This is a genomic window from Deinococcus wulumuqiensis R12, from assembly GCF_011067105.1.
Classification (GTDB): Bacteria; Deinococcota; Deinococci; order Deinococcales; family Deinococcaceae; genus Deinococcus; species Deinococcus wulumuqiensis.
Map to the genome: position 1 here is coordinate 2184522 of NZ_CP049357.1, position 26049 is coordinate 2210570.

19 protein-coding genes, 1 tRNA gene and 1 riboswitch are annotated in these 26049 nt (G+C 64.7%); of the genes, 13 read left to right on the forward strand and 7 right to left on the reverse strand.

Annotated elements, in window-relative coordinates:
- Window positions 1-63: 63 nt before the first annotated feature.
- Window positions 64-1149, reverse strand: coding sequence for a bifunctional diaminohydroxyphosphoribosylaminopyrimidine deaminase/5-amino-6-(5-phosphoribosylamino)uracil reductase RibD (gene ribD, locus G6R31_RS10610; protein ID WP_017871306.1), 1086 nt, complete (start codon window positions 1147-1149; stop codon window positions 64-66).
- Window positions 1150-1185: 36 nt separating this feature from the next.
- A riboswitch (FMN riboswitch) is annotated at window positions 1186-1400 on the reverse strand.
- Window positions 1401-1543: 143 nt separating this feature from the next.
- Between ribD and G6R31_RS10615 the strand changes: the two genes are divergently transcribed.
- The 4 genes from G6R31_RS10615 (at window position 1544) to G6R31_RS10630 (ending at window position 6373) form a co-directional block, all read left to right on the forward strand.
- Entirely contained in the window at window positions 1544-2071 is a 528-nt protein-coding gene (locus G6R31_RS10615; RefSeq protein WP_017871305.1) for a DUF4388 domain-containing protein, read from the forward strand.
- A gap of 168 nt (window positions 2072-2239) precedes the next feature.
- Window positions 2240-2659, forward strand: coding sequence for a YybH family protein (locus tag G6R31_RS10620; protein WP_017871304.1), 420 nt, complete (start codon window positions 2240-2242; stop codon window positions 2657-2659).
- A gap of 359 nt (window positions 2660-3018) precedes the next feature.
- A complete protein-coding gene (locus G6R31_RS10625) occupies window positions 3019-3531 on the forward strand; it encodes an NUDIX domain-containing protein (RefSeq protein WP_017871303.1) in 513 nt (170 codons plus the stop codon).
- Window positions 3532-3625: 94 nt separating this feature from the next.
- Window positions 3626-6373, forward strand: coding sequence for a valine--tRNA ligase (locus G6R31_RS10630; RefSeq protein ID WP_017871302.1), 2748 nt, complete (start codon window positions 3626-3628; stop codon window positions 6371-6373).
- A gap of 42 nt (window positions 6374-6415) precedes the next feature.
- Here G6R31_RS10630 and G6R31_RS10635 read toward each other — a convergent pair whose 3' ends face one another.
- On the reverse strand, window positions 6416-6910 hold the full coding sequence (locus G6R31_RS10635) for a hypothetical protein (protein ID WP_152423736.1): 495 nt from the start codon (window positions 6908-6910) through the stop codon (window positions 6416-6418).
- Between the two features lie 47 nt (window positions 6911-6957).
- Between G6R31_RS10635 and G6R31_RS10640 the strand changes: the two genes are divergently transcribed.
- The 3 genes from G6R31_RS10640 (at window position 6958) to G6R31_RS10650 (ending at window position 11262) form a co-directional block, all read left to right on the forward strand.
- Window positions 6958-8319, forward strand: a complete 1362-nt coding sequence (locus G6R31_RS10640; protein ID WP_017871300.1) for an N-6 DNA methylase — start codon at window positions 6958-6960, stop codon at window positions 8317-8319.
- 209 nt (window positions 8320-8528) lie between these two features.
- Complete coding sequence (locus G6R31_RS10645; protein WP_164994000.1) at window positions 8529-9512, forward strand: IS4 family transposase; 984 nt, start codon at window positions 8529-8531, stop codon at window positions 9510-9512.
- A complete protein-coding gene (locus tag G6R31_RS10650; protein ID WP_164993980.1) occupies window positions 9409-11262 on the forward strand; it encodes a type ISP restriction/modification enzyme in 1854 nt (617 codons plus the stop codon). Before G6R31_RS10645 ends, G6R31_RS10650 begins: the two co-directional genes overlap by 104 nt.
- A gap of 63 nt (window positions 11263-11325) precedes the next feature.
- Here the strand turns inward: G6R31_RS10650 and G6R31_RS10655 are convergent.
- From G6R31_RS10655 to hflX, 4 genes are all read right to left on the reverse strand, one after another.
- A tRNA-Arg gene (locus tag G6R31_RS10655) sits at window positions 11326-11402 on the reverse strand.
- 56 nt (window positions 11403-11458) lie between these two features.
- On the reverse strand, window positions 11459-12214 hold the full coding sequence (locus G6R31_RS10660) for a TatD family hydrolase (RefSeq protein ID WP_017869730.1): 756 nt from the start codon (window positions 12212-12214) through the stop codon (window positions 11459-11461).
- A 92-nt stretch (window positions 12215-12306) separates the two neighbouring features.
- Window positions 12307-16227, reverse strand: a complete 3921-nt coding sequence (locus G6R31_RS10665; RefSeq protein ID WP_020381052.1) for a beta strand repeat-containing protein — start codon at window positions 16225-16227, stop codon at window positions 12307-12309.
- 273 nt (window positions 16228-16500) lie between these two features.
- The gene (hflX, locus tag G6R31_RS10670; protein ID WP_017869729.1) at window positions 16501-18210 is read right to left on the reverse strand and encodes a GTPase HflX; all 1710 of its coding nucleotides are present in this window, start codon (window positions 18208-18210) and stop codon (window positions 16501-16503) included.
- A gap of 451 nt (window positions 18211-18661) precedes the next feature.
- On the opposite strand from hflX, the gene queF reads away from it, so the two are divergent.
- The 3 genes from queF to G6R31_RS10685 are packed head-to-tail and all read left to right on the forward strand — an operon-like array spanning window position 18662 to window position 20031.
- Window positions 18662-19117: a preQ(1) synthase gene (gene queF, locus G6R31_RS10675; protein ID WP_017869728.1), complete on the forward strand. Its 456-nt coding sequence runs from the start codon at window positions 18662-18664 to the stop codon at window positions 19115-19117.
- Window positions 19114-19620, forward strand: coding sequence for a VUT family protein (locus tag G6R31_RS10680; RefSeq protein WP_017869727.1), 507 nt, complete (start codon window positions 19114-19116; stop codon window positions 19618-19620). The genes queF and G6R31_RS10680 overlap by 4 nt, the downstream gene beginning before the upstream one ends.
- Window positions 19621-19677: 57 nt before the next feature.
- Complete coding sequence (locus tag G6R31_RS10685) at window positions 19678-20031, forward strand: ArsC/Spx/MgsR family protein (RefSeq protein ID WP_017869726.1); 354 nt, start codon at window positions 19678-19680, stop codon at window positions 20029-20031.
- Between the two features lie 664 nt (window positions 20032-20695).
- Here G6R31_RS10685 and G6R31_RS10690 read toward each other — a convergent pair.
- Window positions 20696-21604 (reverse strand): EamA family transporter, encoded by a 909-nt coding sequence (locus G6R31_RS10690; RefSeq protein WP_017869725.1) that lies wholly within the window; start codon window positions 21602-21604, stop codon window positions 20696-20698.
- A 304-nt stretch (window positions 21605-21908) separates the two neighbouring features.
- On the opposite strand from G6R31_RS10690, the gene G6R31_RS10695 reads away from it, so the two are divergent.
- The 3 genes from G6R31_RS10695 (at window position 21909) to hemW (ending at window position 25949) form a co-directional block, all read left to right on the forward strand.
- Window positions 21909-22709, forward strand: coding sequence for a polyphosphate kinase 2 family protein (locus tag G6R31_RS10695; protein WP_017869724.1), 801 nt, complete (start codon window positions 21909-21911; stop codon window positions 22707-22709).
- Window positions 22710-22891: 182 nt separating this feature from the next.
- Window positions 22892-24646 carry an E3 binding domain-containing protein gene (locus tag G6R31_RS10700; protein ID WP_017869723.1) on the forward strand — a complete coding sequence of 585 codons (1755 nt, stop codon included), beginning with the start codon at window positions 22892-22894 and terminating at the stop codon, window positions 24644-24646.
- Window positions 24647-24767: 121 nt separating this feature from the next.
- Window positions 24768-25949, forward strand: a complete 1182-nt coding sequence (gene hemW, locus G6R31_RS10705; RefSeq protein ID WP_017869722.1) for a radical SAM family heme chaperone HemW — start codon at window positions 24768-24770, stop codon at window positions 25947-25949.
- The last annotated feature ends 100 nt before the right edge of the window (window positions 25950-26049 follow it).

The following is a 26049-nucleotide window of genomic DNA, read 5'->3' on the forward strand; positions in this document are numbered from 1 at the left end:
TAGGAAAAAATACGGATTCTGCGATATGGATGCACAGGCGGCGCTTTCCCGACTGTGCAGGAATTAAGCGGAATCCGTATAAGAGCTTTCGCCTTCTGCCTTCTGCCATCGGCCATCCGCAACAATCAAAACGTCGTTCCCCAGCACGTCCACGCTCCGCACGGCCAGTCCCTGCGCCGCGTGCATGCTCCGCACAGGCGACAGCAGCGGCGAGAGGCCCGCGCCGAGGAGTTTGGGGGCGACAAAGACGCGCAGTTCGTCGATCAAACCCGCCTCGAAAAAGGCACTGGCGAGGGTGGGGCCACCTTCGAGCAGCAGGGTCGAAATGCCCAGCCCGGCGAGTTGTTCCAGCGCGTGCGGCAGCGAGTGGGCGCGGAGGACGGTCACGCGCGGGTCACCTTCCAGCGGCGCGGCGCGGCCCTCGCGCAGCACCAGCACGGTGCCCTCGCGGATGGCGCGGGCGGTGGGGGGAACGTGGCCTTCGGGGTCGAACAGCACCGGGCGGGGGTCGCGTCCACCTTCCAGACCGCGCACGTTGAGCTGCGGGTCGTCGAGCAGGGCGGTGCGGGCGCCCACCGCGATGGCGTCGCATTCGTTCCGCCACGCCATCACGCGGGCGCGGGCTTCGGGGCCACTCACCGGGCCGTTGCCCTCGTTCAGGGCGGCGACCTTGCCGTCCAGCGTCATCGCGTACTTGTAGACGACGTGGGGACGGCCCCGCGTGACCAGCGAACGAAACCCGGCCTGCTGCGCCTCGGCTTCGGTTTCCAGCACGCCCGTTTCCACGGTGATGCCCGCCGCCCGCAGCTTTTGCAGTCCGCGCCCGTTCACCTGCGGGTTGGGGTCGCCCGCCGCCACCACCACGCGGGCCACCCCCGCCGCAATCAGGGCGTCGGCGCAGGGGGGCGTGCGCCCGAAGTGGCTGCACGGTTCCAGGGTCACGTAAGCGGTGGCGCCCCTGGCCCGCTCGCCCGCCTCGCGCAGCGCGAAGACCTCGGCGTGGGCTTCTCCGGCCTTCGGGTGAAAGCCGCGCCCCACCACTTCACCGTCGCGGACGATGACGCAACCGACGGGCGGGTTGGGGCTGGTGCGGCCTACGCCCTTTTGCGCTTCGGCCAGCGCCAGGGCCATGTATTCCGAATCGTTCATACGGCAACGCCGCTCGCCGGGGGGCAAGCTGAGCGTCTCCTCCTTCTTTCATCCGGACTGTAACCGTCGGCTGCCGAGTCTCACGGCATCGGGCCGGCGCGTGGTGCGATTTGCGCGGGCTTCGCGGGCTTGTTCGCTGCGGTCTGGCAGGCCGCCCTGACAGACCTGAGCGGAGCGAAGAACAGCCAAAGCTCCAGCCCACAGCAGAACTCACCGCCGGTGGGGAATTTCGCCCCGCCCCGAAAGAGGTTCGGTCCCGCAGGACCGGGGTCAGGGTAAGGCATGGCGGCGGCCCAGAGTGTGCTTCTGTTCGCCCAGGTCTCTCCAATGGACTGGAACCTTCCCCCGGCAGGGCGATACGCATTCGCTGGGGCACCCGCTAAACTGACCTGACATGATGAGTGGTGACCTGAGCGTCTTTCCCCTGCTGCCGGTGCTGCAAATGCTGCTGGCGAGCGGCAAGGGAGGACAGCTCACGGTGGACCACCCCCGCGGCGGCGAGCTGTGGTTTGGGCACGGTGAACTGCTGCACGCCCGCAGCGGCGTCCTGAGTGGCGAGGCCGCGCTGCAACTGCTCGCCAGTCTCGACGGCGGCACCTTTACCTTCGAGCCGGGCCTGTCCCCGCCGGAACGCACCCTGGGCCTGCGGCAGGACGCCGCGCTGCACTGGCTGATTGGCGAGGCCGACGCCTGGGCACCGCTGATTCGCACCCTGCCCGACTGGACCCGCCCGCTGCGCTTCACGGCCCGCTGGACCGACCAGCACCCCGTCAACCGGCACCAGTACCGTGCGCTGCGCCTGATTTCCCCGGACCGCTCGCTGAGGATGCTGGTCGAGCAAACCGGCCTGCCCCCCCGCACCGCCGCCGAGCTGTACGCGCCCCTGGTGGGCAATGGCCTGCTGGAATTCGGCGACGCCTGAGTGTCTTGATTGGCCTGCCCTGAGCGGCATTTCCAGAAAACAAACCCGCCACCGGGCCGCTGGCGCCGCGCGGCCCGGAGGTGGAGCTTCCCACGACCCGAACTGAACACCCGTTTTGCAGACAACAGAACTCTTGAAGGGTTTACGTTACTGACGTTACCATCGGACATGTCCCTGACCGACCCCCGCCAATGGCCTGAAGCCTACGCCGCTGCCGTCTATGCGAAGGACGTGGAAGCTTTCACGGCCCTGTACGCCCCGGACGCTCACGCCTTCGACACCTGGGGTGCCGCGCCCCTGAACGGTCAGGCAGCGTTCCGCGACATGGCAGCCGAGTGGTTCGGCTCGTTGGGCGACGAGCGGGTGGTCGTCACCTGCCGGGAGCTGCACAGCGCCGAAAGCGCCGATCTCGCCACGCTCCACGCTTTCATCGAGTTTCAGGCCGTGAACACGGACGGCCAGCCGCTGCGTGCCGTGCAGGAGCGCGTGACCTGGGTGCTCGCGCGGCTCTCTGGCGGCTGGGTGGTCACGCACCAGCACACGTCTGCCCCCCTCGGTTTCGGCACAGCAGGTGAAACGGCGGATTGAAAACCGCCCTCGCCCCGGCCTACACTGCCAGGCAGCAGTGACCGGGAGGAGTACCCGGAGAAGCGCCTCAGTAGAGAGTTCAGGTCATGGCTGAAAGCCTGAGCAGATGCGCCCCGGAGAAAGTCGCCCGTGAGCGAGAACGGAAGAAATCGCGCCAGCGAGAGTAGACCCGTCCGGGTGCGCCCGACATAGCGCAAAGCGAGTGCCTGCATGAACATGCAGGAAGCGCGGTGGTAACGCGGGACAGTGAAGGCCTCACGTCTCGTCCGCATACGGAGTCATCCGTGCGGGCGAGGCGTTTTTGTTGTTGCAGAAGGCCGATGGCTGATGGCAGAAGGCAAAGGAGAGGCGGTGAAGCTGTGATTACGTTCTACGACACTCAAAAGCAGGCGCGGGCCGCCGCGAAAGCCGATGGGCTGCGCGAAAAAGTGCTGTGCTTTGTCGTGCGCGGTGGTAAGTTGCTGGTTTTTGACCACATTCCAGATGGAGGTGCAGGGGTGCAGGTCGTCGGGGGCGGCGTAGAGCAGAATGAACTCCCCGAAGCTGCCGCCATCCGCGAGTTGTGGGAGGAATCGGGCCTGAGTCTGAGCGAGCCACGTTACCTCTGCTCCTACCTCTGGCACGGCGAACCGCCCGAAGCGTTCAAGTCCCCCGTACAAATCGCCCACGCTTACGCTTTTAGCGCCCCCGCCGACCTCCCCGACATCTGGCAGCACCACGCCGACGGGCATCTGTTTTCCTTCCGCTGGGCCGACCTGCAATCGCCTGGGCTGGACTGGGAGATGGGGGCGGCGTTGCCTGTGCTTCGGCAGTTTTACCCCTCAGTCAGCCTTGCTGACAGCCCTGCTACGCAGCTTTGCAAGTCCCCTTGAAGGGAGCCAAATAGCCTCCCTTTTTAGGGGAGGTGCCCCGCAGGGACGGAGGGGTAAACCCGCTCAAGCTCAAGCCACAAAGGAGACAAACGAAATGACCGACCCTACCCAGGAGCCCACCACCCTCCCCACCCAGTTCGACCCCAGTGGCATCGAGCCGAAATGGGCCGCCAAGTGGCGAAACGAACCCTTCCGCGCCGATGCGACCAGCGGTAAGGACCCCTTTACCATCGTGATTCCGCCGCCCAACGTGACCGGCAACCTGCACCTGGGGCACGCGCTGGACAACACCCTCATTGACACCCTGATTCGTTACAAGCGCATGGCGGGCTTCGAGGCGCTGTATCTGCCAGGCATGGACCACGCGGGGATTTCCACGCAGGTGGTCGTGGAGAGGCAACTCAAGGACGCCGGAACCAGCCGTCACGACCTGGGCCGCGAGGCGTTTCTGGACAAAGTCTGGGAATGGAAAGGCAAGTCCGGCGGCATGATTCTCGACCAGCTCACCCGCCTGGGCGTGAGCGCCGACTGGACCCGCGAGCGCTTCACCATGGACGAGGGCCTGAGCAGGGCAGTGCGGGCGCAGTTCGTCAAGCTCTACCACGAGGGGCTGGCCTACCGGGGCGAGCGCATCGTCAACTGGGACCCCGCCTCGCAGACCACCCTTTCCGAACTGGAAATCGACCGCGAAGTCCGCAAGGGCAAGATGTACACGCTGTCCTACAAGCTGGAAAACCCCGCCGAGCGTGAAAGCAACGGCGAGCCCGGCGAAATCCGGATCGCCACCGTGCGCCCGGAAACCATCTTCGCGGACCAGGCGATTGCCGTGCATCCCGAAGACGACCGTTTTAAGCATCTGGTCGGCAAGAAGGCCCGCATCCCCCTCACCGACCGCTGGGTGCCCATCATCGCCGACGAGGCGGTGGAGATGGACTTCGGCGTGGGCGCACTGAAAATCACCCCCGCGCACGACCCCACCGACTTCGAGGTGGGCGAGCGGCACGGCCTGGACCGCCCCAGCGTGATCGATCTGAACGGCAACCTGACCCGTGACGAGCTGGTGCCCGCCGAGTTTCAGGGCCTGGAACGCTTCGCCGCGCGCAAAGCGGTGGTCAAAGCGCTGGAAGAGGGCGGCGACTTGCTGGAGCAAAAAGACCACGACACCGCCATCGGCCTGTCCGAGCGCACCAAAGTGCCCGTCGAACCCATCATCAGCGAGCAGTGGTTCGTGAAGATGAAACCGTTCGCCGACCAAGTGTTGGAGGGTCTCGACAAAGGCGAAATCAAACTCACCCCCGAGCGCTACGGCAAGGTCAACCGCGACTGGCTGGAAAACATCCGCGACTGGAACATTTCCCGGCAGCTGTGGTGGGGCCACCAGATTCCCGCGTGGTACGACGAGGAAGGCAACATCTACGTGCCCGACCCGGAAAATCCCGACCTCGACTGCGACCAGGACCCCCGTTACGCGCACCTGAACCTGCGCCGTGACCCCGACGTGTTCGACACCTGGTTTTCCTCCAACCTGTGGCCCTTTTCCACGCTCGGCTGGCCCGACACCGACAGCGAGGACTTCCGCAAGTTCTACCCGACCCAGGTGCTCGTCACCGGCTACGACATCCTGTTTTTCTGGGTGGCGCGGATGCAGATGGCGGGCTACGGCCTGACCGGGCAAGCGCCGTTCAGCACGGTGATGCTGCACGGCCTGTACCTGGATTCCAAGGGCCAGAAGATGTCCAAGAGCAAGGGCAACGGCATCGACCCGCTGGAACTGTTTGACCAGTACGGGGTGGACGCCTGCCGCTTCGCCTTCACCTTCCTCTCGACGGGCGGGCAGGACATCAAGCACGACGCCCGGCGCTTCGAGCAGGGGCGCAACTTCGCCAACAAGCTGTGGAACGCCACCCGCTTCGCGCTGATGCGGCTGGGCGAGGCGCAGATTGAGGGGACGGACGACCTCTCCGCCTACGTCCGCGCCGCCGTGACGCCGCCCGAGGGCGTGCTGCTGCGGAGCCGGGACGTGCTGACACAACTCAAGGAGCGCGACGACCTCACGCTGGCCGACCGCTGGATTATTTCGCGCCTGAACGCCGTGACTGCCGAAGCCTCCGCGCAGCTGGGCGCCTTCGACATCGGGGCCGCCATCCGCACGCTGTACTCGTTCACCTGGGACGAGTTCTGCGACTGGTACATCGAGGCCGCCAAGCCCGAACTCGCGGCAGGCAACCTCGGCACCATGGCGACGCTGAAGGTGGTGCTGGAGCACGTGCTCAAGCTGCTGCACCCGTTTATGCCGTTCATCACCTCCGAGCTGTACGGGGCGCTGGGGCACCGCCGCCAGATTGCCGTGCACACCTGGCCGCAGCCCGACGGCGCGCTGCACGACGCGGAAGCCACCAAAGCCTTCGACGCCCTGCGGACGGCGGTAGACAGCGCCCGCAGCCTCAAGAGCGAACTGGGCCTCTCGCCGCAGGACCGCCTGAATGTCGTGGTGGAAGGCGACCTGAGCCAGAGCGTCACGGAAAACGCCCGCGTGGTGGAAAGCATTGCCCGCGTGAGCCTCGTGCCCGCCCTGGAAGGCCGCACCCTCTCGCAGGTCGCCCCCGGCGTGACCATCCTCGCGCCGCTGGAAGGCACGGTGGACATCGCCGACTGGGTGAAAAAGCAGCAAAAGCGACTGGCCGAACTCGACAAGCAAATCAAGCAGGCGCAGGGCAAGCTGAGCAACGAAGGCTTCGTGGCCCGCGCCCCCGCCGAGGTGATCGAGGAAGAAAAACGCCGCGTGGAGGACTTCGGGGCGCAGAAGGAGCGGCTGGAGGGGGTTCTGGGGCAGTTTGAGTAAAAGGGGATGGCATGGGGCGGCTCTTGCGGGGGCCGCCCCATGTCATTTCAGGATGAAAAATGGCCGGGCCATATCAAGGAAACTGGCTTTCGCAGTGTCGTCGCGCAGATTATCTAAGCCGAAACCAAAGTTCCCATTCGCCTCAAGGAAGTCAGGGAACCAGACGTGATGGTCAAGCCGTATTCCTTTCCCAAAGGTCTGCCCTTTGCCCTCCAGGATGTACTCAAATTTTTTCCGCGCCCCTGGCGTGTCACCCCTCACAGCCTTACGAATGTGGTCGGGGTGAAAAACCTCGCGCAGATAATAGGCGGTAGAGCCGTCTTCACTTCCCCGGCCTTCAATGACCCAAATAACGCCCTTCATACCCCCGCGCCTGATGAGGTCACGAATCTCTTTGATTTCGCTTTCATTGGTCGTTGCCAGCGTAAAATCCCGCGCCTTGTCGTAGGCGTAAGACATCGTTCTCTCCGTGTGGTAGCCGAGATAGTGAACCCCTTTCAAAAGCTCGTACCATTCCGGGCGCATTTTAGGCGTCATGATGTCAAGAATAAGCGTATCTATCAGCAAATCGTTAGTATTGCCCCATGTCCCTACAACTGGTCAAGAAGTTTCAGAAACGGCTGGAAGACATCGTGGCCTACGGGGGCACGCGCAACGAGAGCAGTGTCCGCGCCGCCTTTCAACAACTGCTGAGCGACTGGGCCGAGGGCAGTGGCCTGCGCCTGATTACCGAAGTTACCCAGAAAGCGGTGGCCGGCAACAACGTCCGGCCCGACGGCACGCTCAAGGATTCTTTGCAGCAGTCACGCGGCTACTGGGAGAGCAAAGACGAAGCCGATACCCTGGACGACGAAATCCAGAAGAAACTCGCCAAGGGCTACCCGCGCGACAACATCATTTTCGAAGACTCGCGCTTGGCCGTCCTGATGCAAAACGGCGAGGAGGTGCAGCGGGTGGACATGGGCGACGCCGGGGCGCTCGCGGGCCTGCTCAAGCTCTTTTTTGAATTCGAGCCGCCGCAGGTGCTGGAGTTTCGCAAAGCGGTGGACCATTTCAAGGACGAGATGCCTCACCTGCTCAAGATTTTGCGTGAGGCCGCCGACGCCGCCGAGCAAAAGGCCGATTACAGAGGCGAACGCGACCACTTTGTCGAGATTGCCAAAGAAGCCATCAACCCCGACTTTTCGCCCAGAGACGCCCGCGAGATGCTGATTCAGCACATCCTGACGGGCGACCTGTTTACCAGCGTCTTCGACAACGCTCAGTACCACGAAGACAACAACATCGCCCAGCAACTGCAACAGCTCGCGGCAACCTTTTACAAGGGGCCGGTCAAGCGTGACATTGCCGAGCGCACCAAGCGCTATTACGGGGCCATTCAGGCTGCCGCCGCGCAGATTGCCGACCACCACGAAAAACAGCGCTTTCTCAAGGCCCTCTACGAAAACTTTTACCGCGCCTACAACCCCGCCGGGGCCGAGCGGCTGGGCATTTTCTACACCCCCGGCGAAATCGTGCGCTTCATGATCGAGGCCACGGACACGCTGCTCGAAAAGCATTTCCAGAAGGGACTGGCCGACAAGGGCGTGGAAATCCTGGACCCGGCCACCGGTACGGGCACCTTTATCACCGAACTCATTGACTTTTTGCCCAAAGCGAAGCTAGAACAAAAATACCGCGAAGAACTGCACTGCAACGAGCTGGCGCTGTTGCCCTACTACATTGCCAACCTGAACATCGAGGCCACCTATGCCCAGAAAATGGGCCGCTACGAGGAATTCAGGAACATCGTGCTGGTGGATACCCTGGACAACACCGGCTTTGGCGTTCACGGCCAGCAAAGCGGACTATTCGGCAGCGTCACCGCCGAGAACTTGGAGCGGGCCAAGCGGCAAAATGCCCGCCCCGTGCGCGTCATCATCGGCAACCCGCCCCTCAGTAGGTGACAACTTCAGTTCGATGTCGTCCCAGACGGGAAAAATCAACAGTCGGCCCCATCAAGCTTGATGGGGCCGACTGTTCGCGGTCTCCTGGGAGTGTGAAATCGACAGAATCCACTGCTCAACAAGCTACCGTACTCACACAGCACTTCAAAGCGCACGCCAGTCATCTCCGCATCGACACGCTCCAGCGGCTCATTGACGTCCTCCTGGCGATGATTGCCGCGAGAAGCGTCAATCATCACGATCTGAGTGCCCATATGCCAGGGATGAGTACCCCGCAGGGCAAGAAGAGACGAGCAGACCGGACCTTCCGGGATGAGCAGCTGGACATGGGCTTTTTCATCGCCCTGCTCGTCGCCCACCTGCCACCAGGAAAGGTTTTGCTGAGTCTGGACCGCACCAACTGGGAACACGGGGAGACGCCCATCAACTTTCTGGTGCTTGGAGCCGTGGTCCACGGCTTCACCCTGCCCCTGATCTGGGTGCCCCTCGACGAGTCCGGGAACAGTCACACGTACGCCCGGATGTGGCTGGTGTTGAAGCTGCTTCGGGCCTTGCCAGCGAAACGCTGGCTGGGCCTAGTGGCTGATCGTGAGTTCATCGGTGCGGAATGGTTCCGTTTTCTCCGTCGTCAGGGCATCAAGCGGGCCATCCGCATTCGGCACAGCGACATGCTGGACGATATGAGCGGGAAAGAGTGGTTTGAGCATGTCCAGCACGGTCATTTTCACGAGATCAGCGAAAAGGTGTTTGTGTTCGGGGAGTTGATGCGGGTGGTGGCGACGAGGTCACCTGTGGGTGACCTCATCATCATCGCTACCGATTTCAATGCTCGGAAGACCTGGAAGCTTTACAAGCAGCGCTGGTCAATTGAGTGCACCTTCAGCAGCTTCAAAACGCGAGGCTTCGACCTGGAGCGAACGGGGATTACAGAAAAAAGCCGTCTACAACGGCTCTTTGGTCTGGTGACGCTGGCCTGGATGTTCTGTTTGCAGCTGGGGGTCTGGCTCGGCCAGACCCATCCCATTCCCGTCCTGAAACATGGTCGCAGAGCGGTCAGCCTGGTGCGTCACGGTGCTCAGCATCTCGTGGATGCCCTGCGTTGGAAACCCGAACGATGCAGGGCTTTCCTGGAACTGCTCACCCGTCCTTTCTGCCCGCCAGGCGCGGCTGGAGACGAAGTTGTCACCTACTGAGAACCCGCCCTACCGCGCCAACCAGGCCAACGAAAACGACAACAACAAAAACCGCGAGTACAAGGAAATCGACCGCCGGATCAAGGCCACCTACGTCGCCGCCAGTACCGCTCAGAAAACCAAGCTGTACGACATGTACTCCCGCTTTCTGCGCTGGGCCACCGACCGGCTCAAGGAAGATGGCATCGTCGCCTTTGTCTCTAACAGCTCCTTTATTGACAGCCGCACTTTTGACGGGTTCAGAAAAGAGGTCGTCAAGGACTTTGACCATATCTACATTCTGGACATGAAGGGCAACGCCAATACCAGCGGCGAGCGGCGCAAGCGGGAAGGCGGCAACGTTTTCAACGACCAAATCAAAGTCGGCGTGGCAGTATATTTCTTGGTGCGTTCTACCGCTGGCAAGCGCAAGTCCAAAGACACCAAAATCTGGTATCACGCCGTCCCCGATTTCTGGCGGGCCCGCGAAAAGCTGGAATGGCTGAAGACCACCAAGTTTGAAGACATTGAATTTGACCACATTCGCCCCGACGCCAAACACAACTGGTTGGGCCAGGTTGACGAAGAAAATGATTGGAACGAGTTCCTGCCCGTGGCGGATAAGGACACCAAACAAGCAAAAAGCTTGGGCCAAGAGCGGGCGATATTCAAACTTTACTCGCTCGGCGTCGTTACGAATCGGGATGAATGGGTTTACAGTCGTGCAGAAGATGAATTAGCAGATAAGGTCAGATATTTTATCGGGCGATACAACGAGATAATCAAACTTCCACTCGGCGACCTAATGTCAAGGAACTGGGAAGGAGATATCAAAATGACGCGGGCAACCATTGCAGATGCCCAGAGCAGAAAGTCTTATTCCCTGGAAAAAAATTCCATAGTTCCATCACTCTATAGACCTTTTGATGTGCTCAAAATGTACTTCTCAAAGAATTTGAACGAAATGCAGTATCAGATGCCATCAGTTTTCCCAAAGGGTGTAGGCGAAAATGTGGTGATTGCTTTGTCTGGTTCGCCCGCTGCAAAACCTTTCCAAGTTCTAGCCACTGACATTCTGCCGTCACTTGACCTTCTGGAAAAAACCCAATGCCTCCCCTTCTACCGTTATACAATGAACGGCGAACGTCTTAACAACATCACCGACTATGCACTTAAAGCCTTCCAAACCCATTACGCCGACACATCTATTTCACGCGAGGACATTTTCCACTACGTCTACGCGGTGCTGCACCACCCGGCCTACCGCGAAAAGTACGCGCTGAACCTGCGCCAGGAGTTTCCGCGCATTCCCTTTTACCCGGAGTTCGGGAGCTGGGCGGCGTGGGGCCGCGAACTCATGGCACTGCACATCGGGTTCGAGTCGGTGGCGCCTTACCCCCTGAAACGCACCGACGAGCCGCCCAAAAACGACACGCCCGAAGCGTTGGCGCTGGCGAAAAAGGCGCGGCTGAAGGTGCAGCGTGACGCGGCCAAGCAGCCGACGGGAGCGGTGGAACTCGACGGACTGACGACGCTTGCGGGGATTCCAGCGGCGGCCTGGGCCTACAAACTGGGCAACCGCTCGGCGCTGGAATGGGTGCTGGAGCGCCACAAGGAAACGACCCCCAAGGATGCGACCATCCGCGAGAAGTTCAACACCTACCGCTTTGCCGACCACAAGGAACGGGTGATAGACCTGCTGGCCCGCGTGACGACGGTGAGTGTGGAAACGGTGCGGATTGTGGGCGAGATGCCGGCAGAGACGATGTAGCGGGCCTGTTTTCCCGCTCGGCAGAACATAAAAAACCCCGCTGACTGCGGGGCCTTTGTCCGGTGGTGCACTCGACTGGAGTCGAACCAGTGGCCTGCCCCTTAGGAGGGGGCCGCTCTATCCATCTGAGCTACGAGTGCGCTCGCGCGGAGCAGTATAGCAACTCCGCGCAAATCCCTTGCAAATCCTGGCCCTTTCAAATGCCGTAGACCCGCCGCGTGTTCTCGTCGGTGACGCGTTCCAGTTCTGCGACGTCCAGACCACGCAGCCCCGCCACGAAGTCCAGCGTGTGCCGCACGTAGCCGGGCCGGTTGGGTTTGCCGCGCTTGGGCACCGGGGCCAGAAAGGGCGCGTCGGTTTCGACCAGCAGGCGGTCCAGAGGCACCTGCCGGGCCGCGTCCTGCACCTCGCGGGCGTTCTTGTAGGTCACGTTGCCCGCAAAGCCGAAGTAGGCACCGCGTTCCAGGCCATAAGCGAGCAGCCCCGCGTGCCCGCTGAAGCAGTGGAGGATGACCTGCACGTCGGGCCAGTCGCGCAGGGTGTCTATCACGCCGCGGTGGGCCGAGTCCTGCCCCGGCTTGTCGCGGGTATGAATGACCAGCGGCTTGCCCGTGCGCCGGGCGAGGCCCAGTTGCCACTCGAAGGCCGCCTGCTGCGCCGGACGCTGCGTCTCGTCCCAGTAGTCGTCCAGGCCGCTTTCCCCGATGCCGACCACACGGGGGTGGTCCAGCAGGCTCTCGATGGCCGCCCGCGCCTCGGGCGAGTCCTGCGCGGCGTCGGTGGGATGCAGCCCGGCGGTGGCCCACACGTCGTCAAACCGTTCGGCCAGGGCCACAGCGTTGCGGGCATGTTCCGGGCTGGCCCCGATGCAGACCATGCCGCTCAGGCCCAGTTCGCCGCGTGCCGAGGCCGGGTCGTCGAGATAGTCGAGATGGGTGTGCGAGTCGAACATGGGGAACAGGGTACGGCGCCCGACGAAAAAGAGGGGGGCGGTTTCCCGCTGCCCCTCTCGACCTGGCTGCTTTCCTGGACTCCGAAGTGGTCTCAGTTGATTCGCACCCGGAAGCACATGCTGCCTTTGCCGCCGGGGGCCAACGAGCCGACCGTGCCACGCACCGTGCCGCCCGAGTAGCCGACCGAGCCGCCGCTGTAAGGCGTGCGGACGCCGCTGCTCATCACGTCGCTGTTAAGCACCCAGCTGTTGGCGACGACGGTCGTATTGGTCGGCACAGTGTCCGAAACGACGTAATTCGCCAGGGTGGTCGAGCCGTAATTACGGAAGTCGATGCAGTACTCGAGCACGTCACCCGGCAGACCCTGCCCGCTGCTGCTCCAGGCCGGGGCAAGCTGCGGCACCTCGGCTGGCGGGTTGGTGCCGAGGTTATGGACCTGCTTGAACAGCCTGGTGTACACCGTGTCGGTGCTGGCGCTGGCACTCGCCGAGGTGGTGTTCGACCCCGACACCGACGCCGTGTTCGTCCAGGTGGCCTGGGGCTGGCTGGCTTCCACCGCGCTTGCCAGCGGCACCTTGACCTTGACCGTCACGGTCGTGCTGCCGCCCGCCGCCACCGTGCCCACGTTCCAGGTCAGGGTCTGGCCCGAAACGCTGGCCGCCGGGGAGCTGCTGACATAGCTCACCTGCGCGGGCAGGGTGTCGGTGATGACCACGCCGCTGGCCGCCGTCGCCGTGTCGGGATTGGTCACCCTGAGGGTGTAGTTCAGCTCGGCGAAGTTGGGGGTCACCGGGTCGCCCAGGTACTTGACGTAACTCTGGTCCACCGTCTTGCTCAGCGTCAGTTTGACCGCCGGGGTCAGGGTGGCCGACACGGTGGCGCTGCTGGCGCTCAGGGTCGCCGAGGCGGTGTTGAGGCTGCCGCTCGCGCTGGCCCTGTTGCTCACCGTCTGCTGCGCCGTCACCCCGGCCTTGATAACCGCGTTCACCGTGAATTTGGCGTCGAAGGCCCCGCCCGCCGACACCCTGGCGTCGGTGCCGCTCGTCATCAGGGTAGGGTTGCCCGCCGTGCCGTCGAACGACGGGTTGACGTCGGTGCTGTCGAGGTTGCGCGTGCCCACCGCATTGGCGAAAGTCACCCTGGGCGAGCCGGTGACCGTTGCGCTCTGAATGTTGCTGTTGGCCAGCAGCTGCGGAACCACGTTGTCCGAGAGTTGCGGCTTGAGGTCGGCCCAGGGGTCCAGGCCGCTGGGCGTGGCGAACGACGGCTGGAAGGGATTGTCCCGCACCGTCGCGTCGGGAAACAGGCCCTGGTTGTAGCTGGTGTTCTGGTAGGTGAGGGTGTAGGGAATGTTGTACGACCCGTCGCCGTTTTGCAGGCTGGGCGTGCCCACCGCCTTGCTGACCGCCATGCTGGGCGAGCAGAAGTCGATGTTGCCGAAGGCGATGGCGTTGCCGCTGCCCGTCTTCTTGGACCCGGTCACGATGGTCAGGGTGGTCAGTGGTCCCTTGAAGTAGGCCACGCCCTGGCCCTGGCGGTTGACGGCAGCTCCCCCTGCGTCCGGGTCGGTTACCTGGGTGCCGTAACCCGTGTCCGTACCCATCAGCGTGTTGTACACGTTGGAGGTGCTGCCCGCACCCATCGAGCTGTTGCCGCGTCCCGGCACCGCCACGGTCATGCTGGCGCCGGAAGCCGCCGTGCCGGGAATCCCCGTACCGCTGGTGGTGTAGCCCCTGACCACCAGGGCATGGCCGTGGGCAATCAGGGTGTCGGGGTTGAAGGTGCTGCCGCCGTACCCCGCCGTCACGCGAATCCAGTCGCCCTGGTCGCTGTTGCTGCTTCCGCCCACCGCGTCAAGGTCGGTTATTCCGAAACGCACGTTGATGACCGGATGCGGGAAGGTGACCGTGATGGTATTGAGCAGGCTGTCGCCCCCTGCACGGGTCACAAACGCCCCGCCGTAGTTGGGCGAGGTGTTGCTCGGGGACATGCTGGTGCTCACCGCCCGCACCGCATACCAAGAGCCGTAGTTGGTAAAGCTGGTGTTCAGCCCCACAATGCCGTTGCCCGATCTGGTCGCCGGGCTCAGGCCCACCGCCAGGCCCAGGCCTTTGCCGGAGTTGAAGGTCTTAGTGCCGCTCTGCCCCACCGCTGTTCCGGTGATGCCCGATTTGGACCAGTCCACCACGTCGCATACTGCTGGAAAGGTGGTCTGGTTCCTGGCTGGTGGATTGGTACCGGTGGGAGCTGACGCCACCGTGGTGGAGTCGCTGCCGCACTGCGTGGTGCACGTGCTGCTCGGCGTGGGAGCCGCGCTGCCGCCGCCCCCCCCCACCGAGGCGTAGTTGGTGATGCTGTTCGTACCGGTGGGCGTGGCGGCCCCCACGTTGACCGTGAGGATGAAAGTGGCGCTCTGGCCCTGAGTCATGGCCGAGCTGGGCGTGAAGTCCCAGCCCACCGTGCCGCCGGTGTTCGCCGCCGAAGCGTTGGAAATGGTGCCGCCGACCCCGCCCGACACGGCCACACTGTTGAAGGTCAGGCCACTGGGCAGCGCGTCGCGGACATTGATGGCCCCACTGGAGGTTGACCCCGCCGCCGTGTTGGTCACGGTCACGGTATACGTCGCGGTGCTCCCGGTATAGAAGGTCGCTCCGTTGTCCGTCTTGGTGATGGAGAGGCGGACAGGCGGGGGAAGCACCACGTTCAGCACCGTCGGGTCCTGGGCGCCGGTCAGGGCGGTCTGGGCCACACTGGCGCTGGGAATGGCCCGCCAGCCGGCCGCACCCGTCACGGTCGGCGGAAAGGTGCTCGCGCTGTCTACCGCTTCGGTCTGGGCCACCAGCGTGCCCGAACTGGTGGTCGAGGCGCTCGCCTGGTTGCTGAGGCTTCCGGCGGTGGCCTGGGTCACCCTGGCAGGGATGTCCACCCGGATGGTTCCGTCCGCCACGAGGGTCTGCCCGGCAGCGAGCAGGGCGTTGTTGGCCGCGGTCCCGGTGTAGCCCGTGTTGCGGGCACTGCTCGTCAGGGTGCCGTTGACATAGACATTCTGAGCTCCGGTCGCTGTGAGGGCGAGGCCGCTCGGGAGGGTATCGGTGATCTGGAAGTTGCTTGCTGCCGCATTGCCGGTGTTCGCGTACACGACCGAGTACGTCACCGTATCACCCGGGCTGACCGAGCCGCTTGCGTCGGCATCGGTGGTCAACTGCACGGACTTGTACCCCTCTACGATGCTCCGCGTGATCACACCGTCCGGCCGGAAGAAATCGAACGCGGTCAGGCGCCCGCCCGTGCTCGACGCGGTGCCCCCGATGCGCGCACCGTAGACCAGCCTGAAGGTGCGCGGGCTGTCGTAGAGCGCCGTCGACTTGTAGGGGTCGTCGGTGCTGATGCTGGTCTGGCCGGCCACGTTGCCCTGAAACTGGGTGCCTCCGTTCACAGCCGTGCTTGCCGTCAGCGTGGTGTTCGGTGACAGACCCGTGGCGTTAGGGCTGAGGTACTCCACAAATTCTCTCAGAGCGCTGCTGTCCCCGTCGGTGTCGAAGCTGCTGACCCAGAACGTTCCTGGCAGGGCCGCCGTACCGCCGCCCACGGTCGGCACGGCTCCCCCGGACGGCACCACGTCGAAGGTGAATTCGGCCCAGCCGATGGTGTTCGCAACGTTCTGAGGCGGCTGCACCGTGGGAGAGAAAAACTGGCTGGCCGTCGCCCTGGGGGTCTGTGTTCCCTGGAGCGGCGGCGAGGCATTGTCGAACGCCGTCGTGAGCGTGGCATTCGTCAGCTTCGTGACCGTCACGATGATGTCTCGCTGGTAAGACGTGCCGTCCGCACCGACAACCACATTGTTGAACCGGCAGCGGCTGTCGAGAGTCAGGCTGCACGCTGCCCCGGTGCTGGGGTTCGTGCCGCCAATGAACTGGAGATCGAGGCCCGCCGCGCCGGCGCTGCTCCACAGACCCAGCGCGGCAGCCAGAGCCCAGCGGCAGTGTTGCTTTATTTTCAAAAGACTGTTCATAATGTCCCGCCTTTGGCACAAGTGGATAGAGAAACTGTGGCGCGGTGCGGAAGCCGACCTCCGTCCGTAAAGGACCCTGCCCGCCCCGGCACTGCAGGGCAGGGGTCAAGGCAGTGCCGCCGCTTCAGATTCTCAGGGCAAACCACTATCAGGGGACTTACATCCGGCGGGCCGCCAGCTTGGAGAGGTCTGGGGACCGGCGCCGCAACAACAAGCCCCCATCCGGGGGCAAGATGGGGGAAAACGACCGCGCAGGCGCAACAGTCCGTCAGTTCAGCCGAGAGACAGCCGCGCCGCCCGCGCCTGCTCCTGCCGGGCGAGTTCAGCCCGCTGCACGCTCGCCACAGCGTCGCCCAGTGCCTCTTTCAGTTCGGTCAGACCGACGTTTTTCAGGGCGCTGACAGGCACGCCCCCCGTGCGCTCCTGCTCGCGCCCCAGCGTGTCCGGGTCGGCGGCGTCGGCCTTGTTCAGCGCGACGACGGTGGGCATGTCGGCAAAGCCGAGGTCGTCCAGAATGCGGTTCACGGCGCCCTGGCGCTGATCGGCCCCCGGCGAAGCGGCGTCCACCACATGCAGCAGCACGTCAGCGTCCCCGATTTCTTCCAGCGTGGAGCGGAAGGCCCGCGTCAGGTCTTTGGGCAGGTCACGAATAAAGCCCACGGTGTCGGTAAAAATCACTTGCCCGATGCCCTCGATGTACCCCTGGCGGCTGGTGGGGCGCAGCGTGGCGAACAGCTTGTTTTCGGCCAGCACGCGCCGGGGTTCCTCGGCGGCGTGGGTAAACGAGTTGAGCAGGGTGGACTTGCCCGCGTTGGTGTAGCCCACGATGCTGACCACCGGCACGTCGTTGCGCTCGCGGCTCTTGCGCCGTTCCTCGCGGCGGGCCGATACACCTTCGAGCTGCTTTTCCAGAAAGCTGAGGCGGTCGTTGATGCGGCGGCGGTCCAGCTCCAGCTTGGTTTCACCGGGGCCGCGCGTGCCGATGGCGCCCCCTGCCGCGCTGCCCCCGCTGCCGCCGATGCGCGACAGTTGCGCCCCGGCCCCCAGCAGTCGGGGTTTCATGTAACGCAGCTGCGCGAGTTCGACTTGCAGCCGCGACTCGACGCCCTGCGCGTGCAGCGCGAAGATGTCCAGAATCAGCTGGGTGCGGTCAATCACCTTCAGGCCCGTCGCGGCCTCGATTTCGCGGGCCTGGGCCGGGCCGAGTTCCTGGCCGAAAATGAGGAGGTCGGCGTCGAGGTGGTACGCCTTGGAGGTCAGTTCTTCGAGCTTGCCCGCCCCGACCAGGGTGCCGGGCTTGAGGTTGCGGCGGTAAATCAGTTCCTTGTAGACGACTTCCGCGCCAGCGGTGCGGGCAAGTTCGCCCAGTTCGTCGAGCCGTTCCTCGGCGTCGAATTCACCCTGGTCGATCTGCACCAGAATGGCCCGTTCGTGGTCCTTTTTCGCCTCGCGGGTGCGGGCGGCGCGGGCAATTTCTTCTTCCAGCGCCGACACCTGTGCGCCGAGGTCGAACTCGTCGATTTCGAAGGGCTGCACCGGCGGCAGGATGCGCCAGTCTTCTTCCTCGCCCACCGTGCCGGGGGGGGTCAGGTGCGCGGTGTGAACCAGACCGGGGCGACCATCCTGCCCGACTTCGATGGCCGACACCGCGTCCAGCCGCCTGAGAAACAGCGTGGACAGGTCGCCCTTGCTCAGCGCCCCGCCGCGTGGGTGGGCGTGGAGCAGGTGAAAGCCCGACAGACGGTGCTCGCCCAGTCGCAGGTCGGGAAACTCGGTGGCCTTGGCGTCGGCCACGCTGACCGAAATCACGCGGCCCCGGCGGTCGATCAGCACCCCGACTTCGCGCCGCACGTCATGCGACAGTTCGGCGAGGTTGCGGGCCAGTTCGGGCGAGCCGACGCGCCCCGGCTCGATGCGGCGGCGGTAGAGGTTTTCGAGGGCCTTTTTCTGGGCCGGGCGCAGGCCCGACAGGTTGCCATGCACTTTATCTATGTCGATTCACTTCCTTCTGAAAGGGAGAGGCCAGGAAATCAAAAAGCGTTGTGGGCGGAGGAGCGTGGCTCGACTCGACGCGCGGGGTCAGCGGCTGGGTTGACGGTGCTGCCTGTGCCGGTGGGGCTGCCTGTGGCCGGGTGCGCTCAGGGCAGATGCAGCCCAAAGACATCGTGGGGACGGCCAAAAGACACGTTCAGGCATCGCACTCAGAGTAGCGTTTCGCCCCGGACAGAACGTGTGCATTCAGATAAAGGTCTTCATCGTGCGCCGACCTTAGCGCGGGGGTCGGGGCCGCGGCATCGGTGAAATGGCTTAAGGCTTAAAGGGGAAGGAGTCGGTGGGCTGGGCTGCAGGGTGGTTTCGGATAGGCTTTTCGTGGACTGGCCTGTTTTGCTGGTCTGGCCCTGGCCGAGCGCCGGGAAGCCGAGGAGGAACATCTATGACCACCCCACCCCCCAACCAGGCAGGCTTTGACCGCCGCTACGACGTGCAGGGCCTCGACGCCATCGACGTAGCGGTGCTGGACACCTTTCCCTACGTGCGCGAGGACGACGCCGCGCCCTACGTCGGCAGCCCGATGGACATCGAAATCGTGACCGACGAGTTCAGCCCGGTGTGTCCCTGGAGCGGCCTGCCCGACTTCGGACGGCTGGAAATCCGCTACCAGCCGCGCGAAAAGTGCGTGGAACTCAAGAGCCTGAAGTACTACCTGACCAGCTACCGCTTCGTCGGCATCTACCACGAGCACGCCACCCGCCGCCTGCTCTCGGACCTCGTTGGGTTGCTCGACCCGCTGAGGCTGGAAATCCGCTGCGACTACGGCATGCGCGGCGGGCTGAACACGGTCTGCACCGTGCGCTACGTCGCCGAAGACCAGCAGGCCGGGCAGCCATGATGCCGGTGCTGGTCGGCGTCTACCTCGCCGCTGTCGTGGGGGCCAACCTCACCATCGCGCACTTCGGGGCGAGCGCCGCGCCCTACGTCGCTTTTGCCTTCATCGGCCTGAATCTGGCGTTGCGTGACCGCCTGCATGACCTGTGGGGCGGCAAGGTCGCGCAGAACATGGGCCTGCTGATTCTCGCCGGGGGCGTCCTTTCTTACGCGCTCAACGCCGGAGCGGGCCGGGTGGCGCTGGCGAGCGTGCTGGCCTTTGCCCTCAGCGAAAGCGCCTACGCGCTGCTCTACCACGCCCGGCGTCACCGGCCCTACCTCGAACGCTCCAACACCTCCAACCTGCTCGGCGCGGCGGTGGACAGCGTGATTTTTCCGGTGGTGGCGTTCGGCGGGTTTCCGCTCGCCATCATCGGCCTGCAGTTTCTGGCAAAGGTGCTGGGCGGGCTGGTCTGGAGCCTGATTCTGAACGTCCGGCGCGGGCATGGCGTGCAGGCCCCCATCTGAACCTCCCCCGCGTAGAAGGCCCCCACAGCGGGGGCTTTTTTTTGCCAACATGCACCCATGAGCGGCCCCCAGATTCAGATCTTCGGCACCAAGAAATCGAGCGCCACCCGCGCCGCCGAGCGGTTTTTCAAGGAACGCGGCGTCAAGGTGCATTTCGTGGACGTGTCCGCCAAGCCGATGAGCAAGGGCGAGCTGACCCGCTTCGTGCAGAAGTTCGGCGTCAACGCGCTGCTCGACACGGAGGGCAAGGCGTATGAACGCGCCAACCTCGCTTACCTCAGGACGACGGAGGACAGTGTCGTCGCCAAGATGCTCGACGACCCCGGTCTGCTGCGGCTGCCGCTGGTGCGCGGCGGCAAGGTGCTGAGCGTGGGCGAGGACCAGGAGGCGTGGGGGAAGATGCTGGAGTGATACGGATTCCGCTTAATTCCTGCACAGTCGGGAAAGCGCCGCCTGTGCATCCATATCGCGTAACCCGTATTTTTTCCTACTCGCATCCGCTCTGCTGCGCAGCTTTGCAAGTCGGATTGAATCTGAAACGACCAGATTCAATCGGAATCCGTATCAGACGAACCTCCGCATGACGACGCGCCAACCGACATTGCTCGGCAGTTCCCGGTTCCTTCGGCGGCCCGCCCACGCGGAACCGGAACCCCTGCGTTCTCCAGGACGTACCTCAGGACATGGGACTTTTTTCCAGTAAGCCGCCGCAAGCTCAGGCGGTGCAACGTGCCGGCATCGACCTCAAGTGTGACCACTGTGCTCACGACCTGTTTTTCCAGGGAGAAGCGCAACTGCACTCCCAGGTCGCCACACTCTTCGGACTGGAGGGGTGGGAGCCGAATGCCACTTATTACGCCTGTGAACGCTGTGGTCGCCTCCACTGGTTCAGGAGTCCCGAATCCGCCTGATACGGATTCCGCTAAATTCCTGCACAGTCGGAACTACACCGCCTGTGCATCCATATCGCGAAATCCGTATCTTTTCCTACTCCTTTCAGTCGGATTGAATCCAGAAATCTGCTGGATTCAATCGGAATCCGTATGAGCATGACTCCGGTGGGGCGGGCTGGCGTTTACACGGCGGGTTTGCGCCGCCACCAGCGCCCCCCGAACACATGCAGCACCAGCCCGGCGGCGATCAAGGCCGCGCCGAGCACCTTGCCGGGCGGAAAGCCTTCCTGAAAGACCAGCGCACTCGCCAGCATCCCGAACACCGGGACGAGCAGCGAGAGCGGGGCCACCCGTGAAGCGCCGTGTTTCTGAATCAGGCTCGACCACACGCCGAAGCCCAGCACCGTGTTGCCCAGGCCCATAAACAGCACGGCGGCCCAGAACTTCAGGTCGCTGTGGGTCAGCGTGTGCGCCACCGACCCCCACCCGGCGGTCAGCCCGGCGAGCAGGGCCAGCGGAAGGGGCGGAATCAGCGCACTCCACACCACCAGCCCGAAACTGTTGGCGCCCGGCGCCGCCTTGACGATGAGGTTGCTCACCGCCCAGCCGAGCGCCGCCGTCAGGGTCAGCAGCAGCGGAAAAAAGGGCACGTCCTGACCCGCCGCGAGGCCGATGAGGGCCATCCCACCGAAGGCCAGCGTCATGCCCGCCGCCTGCCAGGGCATCACCTTTTCCCCGAAGAACCGGGCAGCGAGCAGCGCCGTGAAAAACGCCTGCGTCTGCATCAGCAGGCTGCCCATGCCCGCGCTCATGCCGAGTTGAATGGCGAGGTAGAGCAGCCCGAACTGCACCACGCCCACCGCGAGGCCGTAGCCCCACAGCAGCCGGGGCGCGATGTCGGGGCGCGGCACGAACAACACGGCGGGCACGGCGGCGAGCAAAAAGCGCAGCGCGGCGACGAGCAGCGGCGAGGCCCCCGCCACCGACCACTTGATCACCACGAAATTGACGCCCCAGATGAGGGTAATCAGCAGCGCCAGCCCCAGGCTGCGGGCATTGAGCGGGGGCAGGCCGGGCGCGGGGGCGGACATGCGGGCGAGTCTAGAGCAGTTCTCCGAATTACGTGATGCGCGGAACGGCACCCCGCATCACTCCATTCTCTGCTTCGCAGCTTTGCAAGTCCGCCCTGCTCAGTGTTTTGCACTCGCTCTCTTCGAGCTGTCCCAGTCCGCTCGACAAAAAGACGTTGCGTCTTTTTGTCAAATGCTCTAGGCTTCTTCGGCTCCCGAATTTGCGCACACGTCTGACAGCGCCCGCCGCACAAAACGGCGCAGGCGCCCACGCTCAAGGCTCGTTCTAGGCGCCCGGCCCCGCGCTCCCACTACACTCCCCCACATGGACATCGACAAATACCTCGTGAAGCCCGGCAAACGGGTCAAGCTCAGCGACTGGCAGACCGACGACGACGCCGGGCTGACCAAGGAGGAAGGCCAGGCCCAGACCGCCAAACTCGCCGAGGAACTGGCCGAGTGGCAAGAAAGGCTGTACGCGGAAGGCAAGCAGTCGCTGCTGCTCATCCTTCAGGCGCGCGACGCGGCGGGCAAGGACGGGGCCGTCAAAAAGGTCATCGGGGCCTTCAACCCGGCGGGCGTGCAGATCACCAGTTTCAAGCAGCCCAGCGCCGAGGAACTCAGCCACGATTTCCTGTGGCGCATTCACCAGAAAGCGCCCGCCAAAGGCTACGTCGGCGTGTTCAACCGCAGCCAGTACGAGGACGTGCTCGTGACCCGCGTCTACGACATGATCGACGACAAGACGGCGAAAAAGCGGCTGGAACACATCCGGCACTTCGAGGAGCTGCTCACGGACAGCGGCACCCGCATCGTCAAGGTCTACCTGCATATCAGCCAGGACGAGCAGAAGGAACGCTTGCAGGCGCGGCTCGACGAGAGTGGCAAGAACTGGAAATTCAACCCCAGCGACCTCAAGGACCGCGAGAACTGGGACAAGTTCACAGGCGCCTACGAGGACGCGCTGACCACCAGCACCGACGACGCGCCCTGGTACGTGATTCCCGCCGACCGCAAGTGGTACCGCGACCTCGTGCTGAGCCGCATTCTGCTCGGCGCCCTCAAAGACATGGACCCGCAGTATCCCGAGATCGACTACGACCCGAAGAAGGTCGTCATCTCCTGACCCGCCCCTCGCCTGACCCGGCGCCGCTGGACACCCGCCCTGAAAGAAGGCTGTCAGAGCCGCCCGGTCACGCTGAGACACGATGATTCCCCGCTGCCGCCCTCGGTTTCCGGTGTGCCGCAGCCGGAAAGCAAGATTCATCTCTACAATGGCTCCAAAGATGGCTCCAAAGGGGGAAAACGATGGAACGGATTGCGCCGCTGGCCAAGATCCTGGCTGAAGCGAACGGTATCGAGTGGCAGCAGCTCAACGGCACGGGTGCCGGAGGCATGATCGTCGAGCAGGACATTCTCGACTATCTGTCGCGCGTGATGAGTGGTGAGGCCGAGCCGCCTTCGACGCCCGTCGACGCCCCGCCGCCCGACTGGAACGGCGAGGACCTGCCCGGCGGCGGCATGTTCGACGCCCAGATGCTCAGCCAGGCCGGGGTCGAAAGCGACATCGCCGACTTCGTGCAAAAGTCGCGCCCAGGCGGTGCCACGCTCAGCCAGGACGACTTCGAACTCGACGACGCCCAGGACGACCAGTTGCTCGCGCCTCCCGCTGCTCCGCGTTCCCCCTCGCCGTTCGACATCCCGCCGGTGGCCCCCGCCACGCCGTCGTTCTCGTCCGGCCCTGTCCCGACGGACCCGATTCCGGTCAGCACCGGCCCGATCAACCGCATTCCGGAAAGTCCTGCGGCACTCGGCGCCGTGCCGGAGAGCCAGGTGGTTCCTGCCCCGGCGGCTCCCACAGTTCCGGCAGCTCCGGTCCCGCCAGCGCCAGTCCCGCCAGCGCCAGTCCCGGCAGCCACGGCCCCGACAGCCAAAGCTCCGGCGGCGGGCGGTCTGGGCAACCTGCTCTCGCGCCTGTACCAGAAAGACGGCGACCGGCCTGCCGCTCCGGCCCCGGTCACCCCCGAACCCCGCCCCAGCAGCTTCGGGACTCCCGGAAACACGCTGGGCACTGGCACTCTGGGCAGCGCCAGCCTGGGCGCTGGCAGCGCGGCGGGCAGCACGGACACGACCCGCTCCGGTGCAGGCAGCTTCGGCAGCGACCCCGTGACTTCCCCCACCTCGCCCTTCAACGTGCCCCCGGTGGAACTGCGCGACGCGGCCCCACTGAGCGACAAGCAGGCCCCCGCCTTGCCCGACCTGACGGCCCCGCAGACGGCCCCCATGACGGCGCAGGTGGATGCGGACGAGGTGACCCCCGAACAGGCGGCGCCCCTCGCTGCGTCCCAGGACCGGGTTCAGGACTCCTTCGCCGCTGTGCCTGACCGGGCCGCGCCTGACATGGCCCACACCGATTTGGACCGCACCGACGTGGCCGAGAACGAAGCAACCGTGGCCGATATGGAGACAGAGGCCGACGTGGACATGGTGACCGACGCGAAGGCCGACGTGGAAACGGTCGAGCCGGTGGCCGCTCCGGTGCCTGCCCCTGTGGCCCCGGCGGCGTCTGCCCCCGCCGCGCCGCGTGACGCCGTGTGGTTCGGCACCTACCTGCGCCGTGACGCCCAGGTGGCCCAGCTCCACGACCTGCGTCAGCAGCTCAGCGAGGCGCTGGAGCGTGAAGTGCCCCTCGGCCTGCTGGTGGCCCGCGCCGCGCAGCGCCACGCCGCCGCCCTGGGGCTGGAAAGCATCGCCCTGCGCGACATGGACCGGGGCCTGACCCGGCAGATGGGCGGCGAGGTCGGCGGCAGCGTGAGCCTGCGCGACGCGCTGAAGGTCACCGACCAGGACTTCGGCGGCACCCCCGACCTGCTGGTGGTGGACGCCGGGGCGCTCGACATGGACGACCTGCACTACCCCGACACCCTGACCCTCAGCGTGGGCCGCGTGCAGGACGGACGCGCCGCCCTGAGTCTGCAAGGCGACGTGGACCCCGAAAAAGCCGCCCGCTTCCTGGCGAGCGTGGCGCAGACGCTGGAAAAGCCGATTATCCTGCTCGTCTGAAGTCCTCGTCTGTTCCCTCGTCTGTTCCCTCGTCTGTCCCCTCCCCTGCCCGTCGCGGCGGGGGAGCTTTTTGTGCCGTCTGCCCGGCGCTGGTCCGGCTCCACCGACTACACTGCCCGCCGTGACCCGGCCCGCCCTGCCCCCCCGTGACCTCGACCCCACCGTGCGGCACCTGTACGTGCATGTGCCGTTTTGCCCCAGCATCTGCCCCTACTGCGACTTTCATGTGCTGACGCGGCAGGCGGGGCTGGTCGAGCGCTATCTGGAACGGCTGGAACAGGAGGCGGCGCAGCTCGCGGCGACCTACCCGGTGGACCTCGACACCGTGTACCTCGGCGGCGGCACGCCCAGTTTTCTGCGCGACCACGAACTGCGCTTTCTGGTGGAGAGCGTGCAGCGGCATCTGGGCTGGGGCCGGGTGGAAAACACGCTGGAAATCAACCCCGGCACCGTCAGCCCCGAGCGGGCGGCGCTGTGGCGGGCACTGGGCTTTGACCGCGCTTCGGTGGGCGTGCAGAGCCTCGACGACGCCACGCTGAAGTTCCTGGGCCGCCGCCACGACGCCCGGCAGGCGCGGGAAGCCGTCACCCGGCTCATCGCGCAGGGCTTCCGGGTCAGCGGCGACCTCATCACGGCGGTGCCAGGGCAGCCGCTGGAACGCGACATTCACGGCCTCGTCGAACTGGGCGTGGGACACGTCAGCGCCTACACCCTGACCATCGAACCGGGCACCGAGTTCGCCCGCCGGGGCGTGCAGGTGGACGAGGACGCCGAGCGCGAGGGCTTCACACGCAGCGAGGAACTGCTGACCGAACACGGCTTTTCCCGCTACGAGGTCAGCAACTACGCCCGCCCCGGTCAGGAATCGCGCCACAACCTCGCCTACTGGCAGGGCAAAACCTATCTGGGGCTGGGACCGGGGGCGGCGGGGCACTATCCGGCGCTGCCGCCGACGCCTGAATGGCTGACCCTCCGGCGCACCAACCCGCACCTGCACGACTGGCTGGCCGGGCAGGAGGGCGAGAGCCTGCCCATCGACCCGCACGAGTACGTCACCGACGCCCTGTTCATGGGCCTGCGACTGCGCCGGGGCCTCGACCTTGCCGACCTTTCGCGCCGAAGCGGGGTGGACGTGGCGGGGCGTTACGGGCCGGTCATCGAGCGGCAGGTCGGACGTGGCCTGCTGGAGCAGGAAGGAGCGGTCGTGCGGGCCACCGCTCACGGGTGGTGGGTCCTCAACCGCATCGTCAGTGAGTGGATGGAAGTGGACGCGCAAGAAGTGGACGCGCACGAGACGCCCTGACCCTCGCGCCTTCAGCTTTTCTTGAAGCCGCCAGCAAACTTGAGTCCCAGCAAACTTGAGTCTTAGGCACTCAAGTCTATTGACAATCCGGAACTGTGGG

What these genes read in the sequence shown, in the direction of transcription:
- ribD (WP_017871306.1), bottom strand. Translation starts at nt 1,149, where the DNA reads ATGAACGATTCGGAATACATGGCCCTGGCGCTGGCCGAAGCGCAAAAG.
- G6R31_RS10615 (WP_017871305.1), top strand. Translation starts at nt 1,544, where the DNA reads ATGATGAGTGGTGACCTGAGCGTCTTTCCCCTGCTGCCGGTGCTGCAA.
- G6R31_RS10620 (WP_017871304.1), top strand. Translation starts at nt 2,240, where the DNA reads ATGTCCCTGACCGACCCCCGCCAATGGCCTGAAGCCTACGCCGCTGCC.
- G6R31_RS10630 (WP_017871302.1), top strand. Translation starts at nt 3,626, where the DNA reads ATGACCGACCCTACCCAGGAGCCCACCACCCTCCCCACCCAGTTCGAC.
- G6R31_RS10635 (WP_152423736.1), bottom strand. Translation starts at nt 6,910, where the DNA reads ATGACGCCTAAAATGCGCCCGGAATGGTACGAGCTTTTGAAAGGGGTT.
- G6R31_RS10640 (WP_017871300.1), top strand. Translation starts at nt 6,958, where the DNA reads ATGTCCCTACAACTGGTCAAGAAGTTTCAGAAACGGCTGGAAGACATC.
- G6R31_RS10645 (WP_164994000.1), top strand. Translation starts at nt 8,529, where the DNA reads ATGATTGCCGCGAGAAGCGTCAATCATCACGATCTGAGTGCCCATATG.
- G6R31_RS10650 (WP_164993980.1), top strand. Translation starts at nt 9,409, where the DNA reads ATGCCCTGCGTTGGAAACCCGAACGATGCAGGGCTTTCCTGGAACTGC.
- G6R31_RS10660 (WP_017869730.1), bottom strand. Translation starts at nt 12,214, where the DNA reads ATGTTCGACTCGCACACCCATCTCGACTATCTCGACGACCCGGCCTCG.
- G6R31_RS10665 (WP_020381052.1), bottom strand. Translation starts at nt 16,227, where the DNA reads ATGAACAGTCTTTTGAAAATAAAGCAACACTGCCGCTGGGCTCTGGCT.
- queF (WP_017869728.1), top strand. Translation starts at nt 18,662, where the DNA reads ATGACCACCCCACCCCCCAACCAGGCAGGCTTTGACCGCCGCTACGAC.
- G6R31_RS10680 (WP_017869727.1), top strand. Translation starts at nt 19,114, where the DNA reads ATGATGCCGGTGCTGGTCGGCGTCTACCTCGCCGCTGTCGTGGGGGCC.
- G6R31_RS10685 (WP_017869726.1), top strand. Translation starts at nt 19,678, where the DNA reads ATGAGCGGCCCCCAGATTCAGATCTTCGGCACCAAGAAATCGAGCGCC.
- G6R31_RS10690 (WP_017869725.1), bottom strand. Translation starts at nt 21,604, where the DNA reads ATGTCCGCCCCCGCGCCCGGCCTGCCCCCGCTCAATGCCCGCAGCCTG.
- G6R31_RS10695 (WP_017869724.1), top strand. Translation starts at nt 21,909, where the DNA reads ATGGACATCGACAAATACCTCGTGAAGCCCGGCAAACGGGTCAAGCTC.
- G6R31_RS10700 (WP_017869723.1), top strand. Translation starts at nt 22,892, where the DNA reads ATGGAACGGATTGCGCCGCTGGCCAAGATCCTGGCTGAAGCGAACGGT.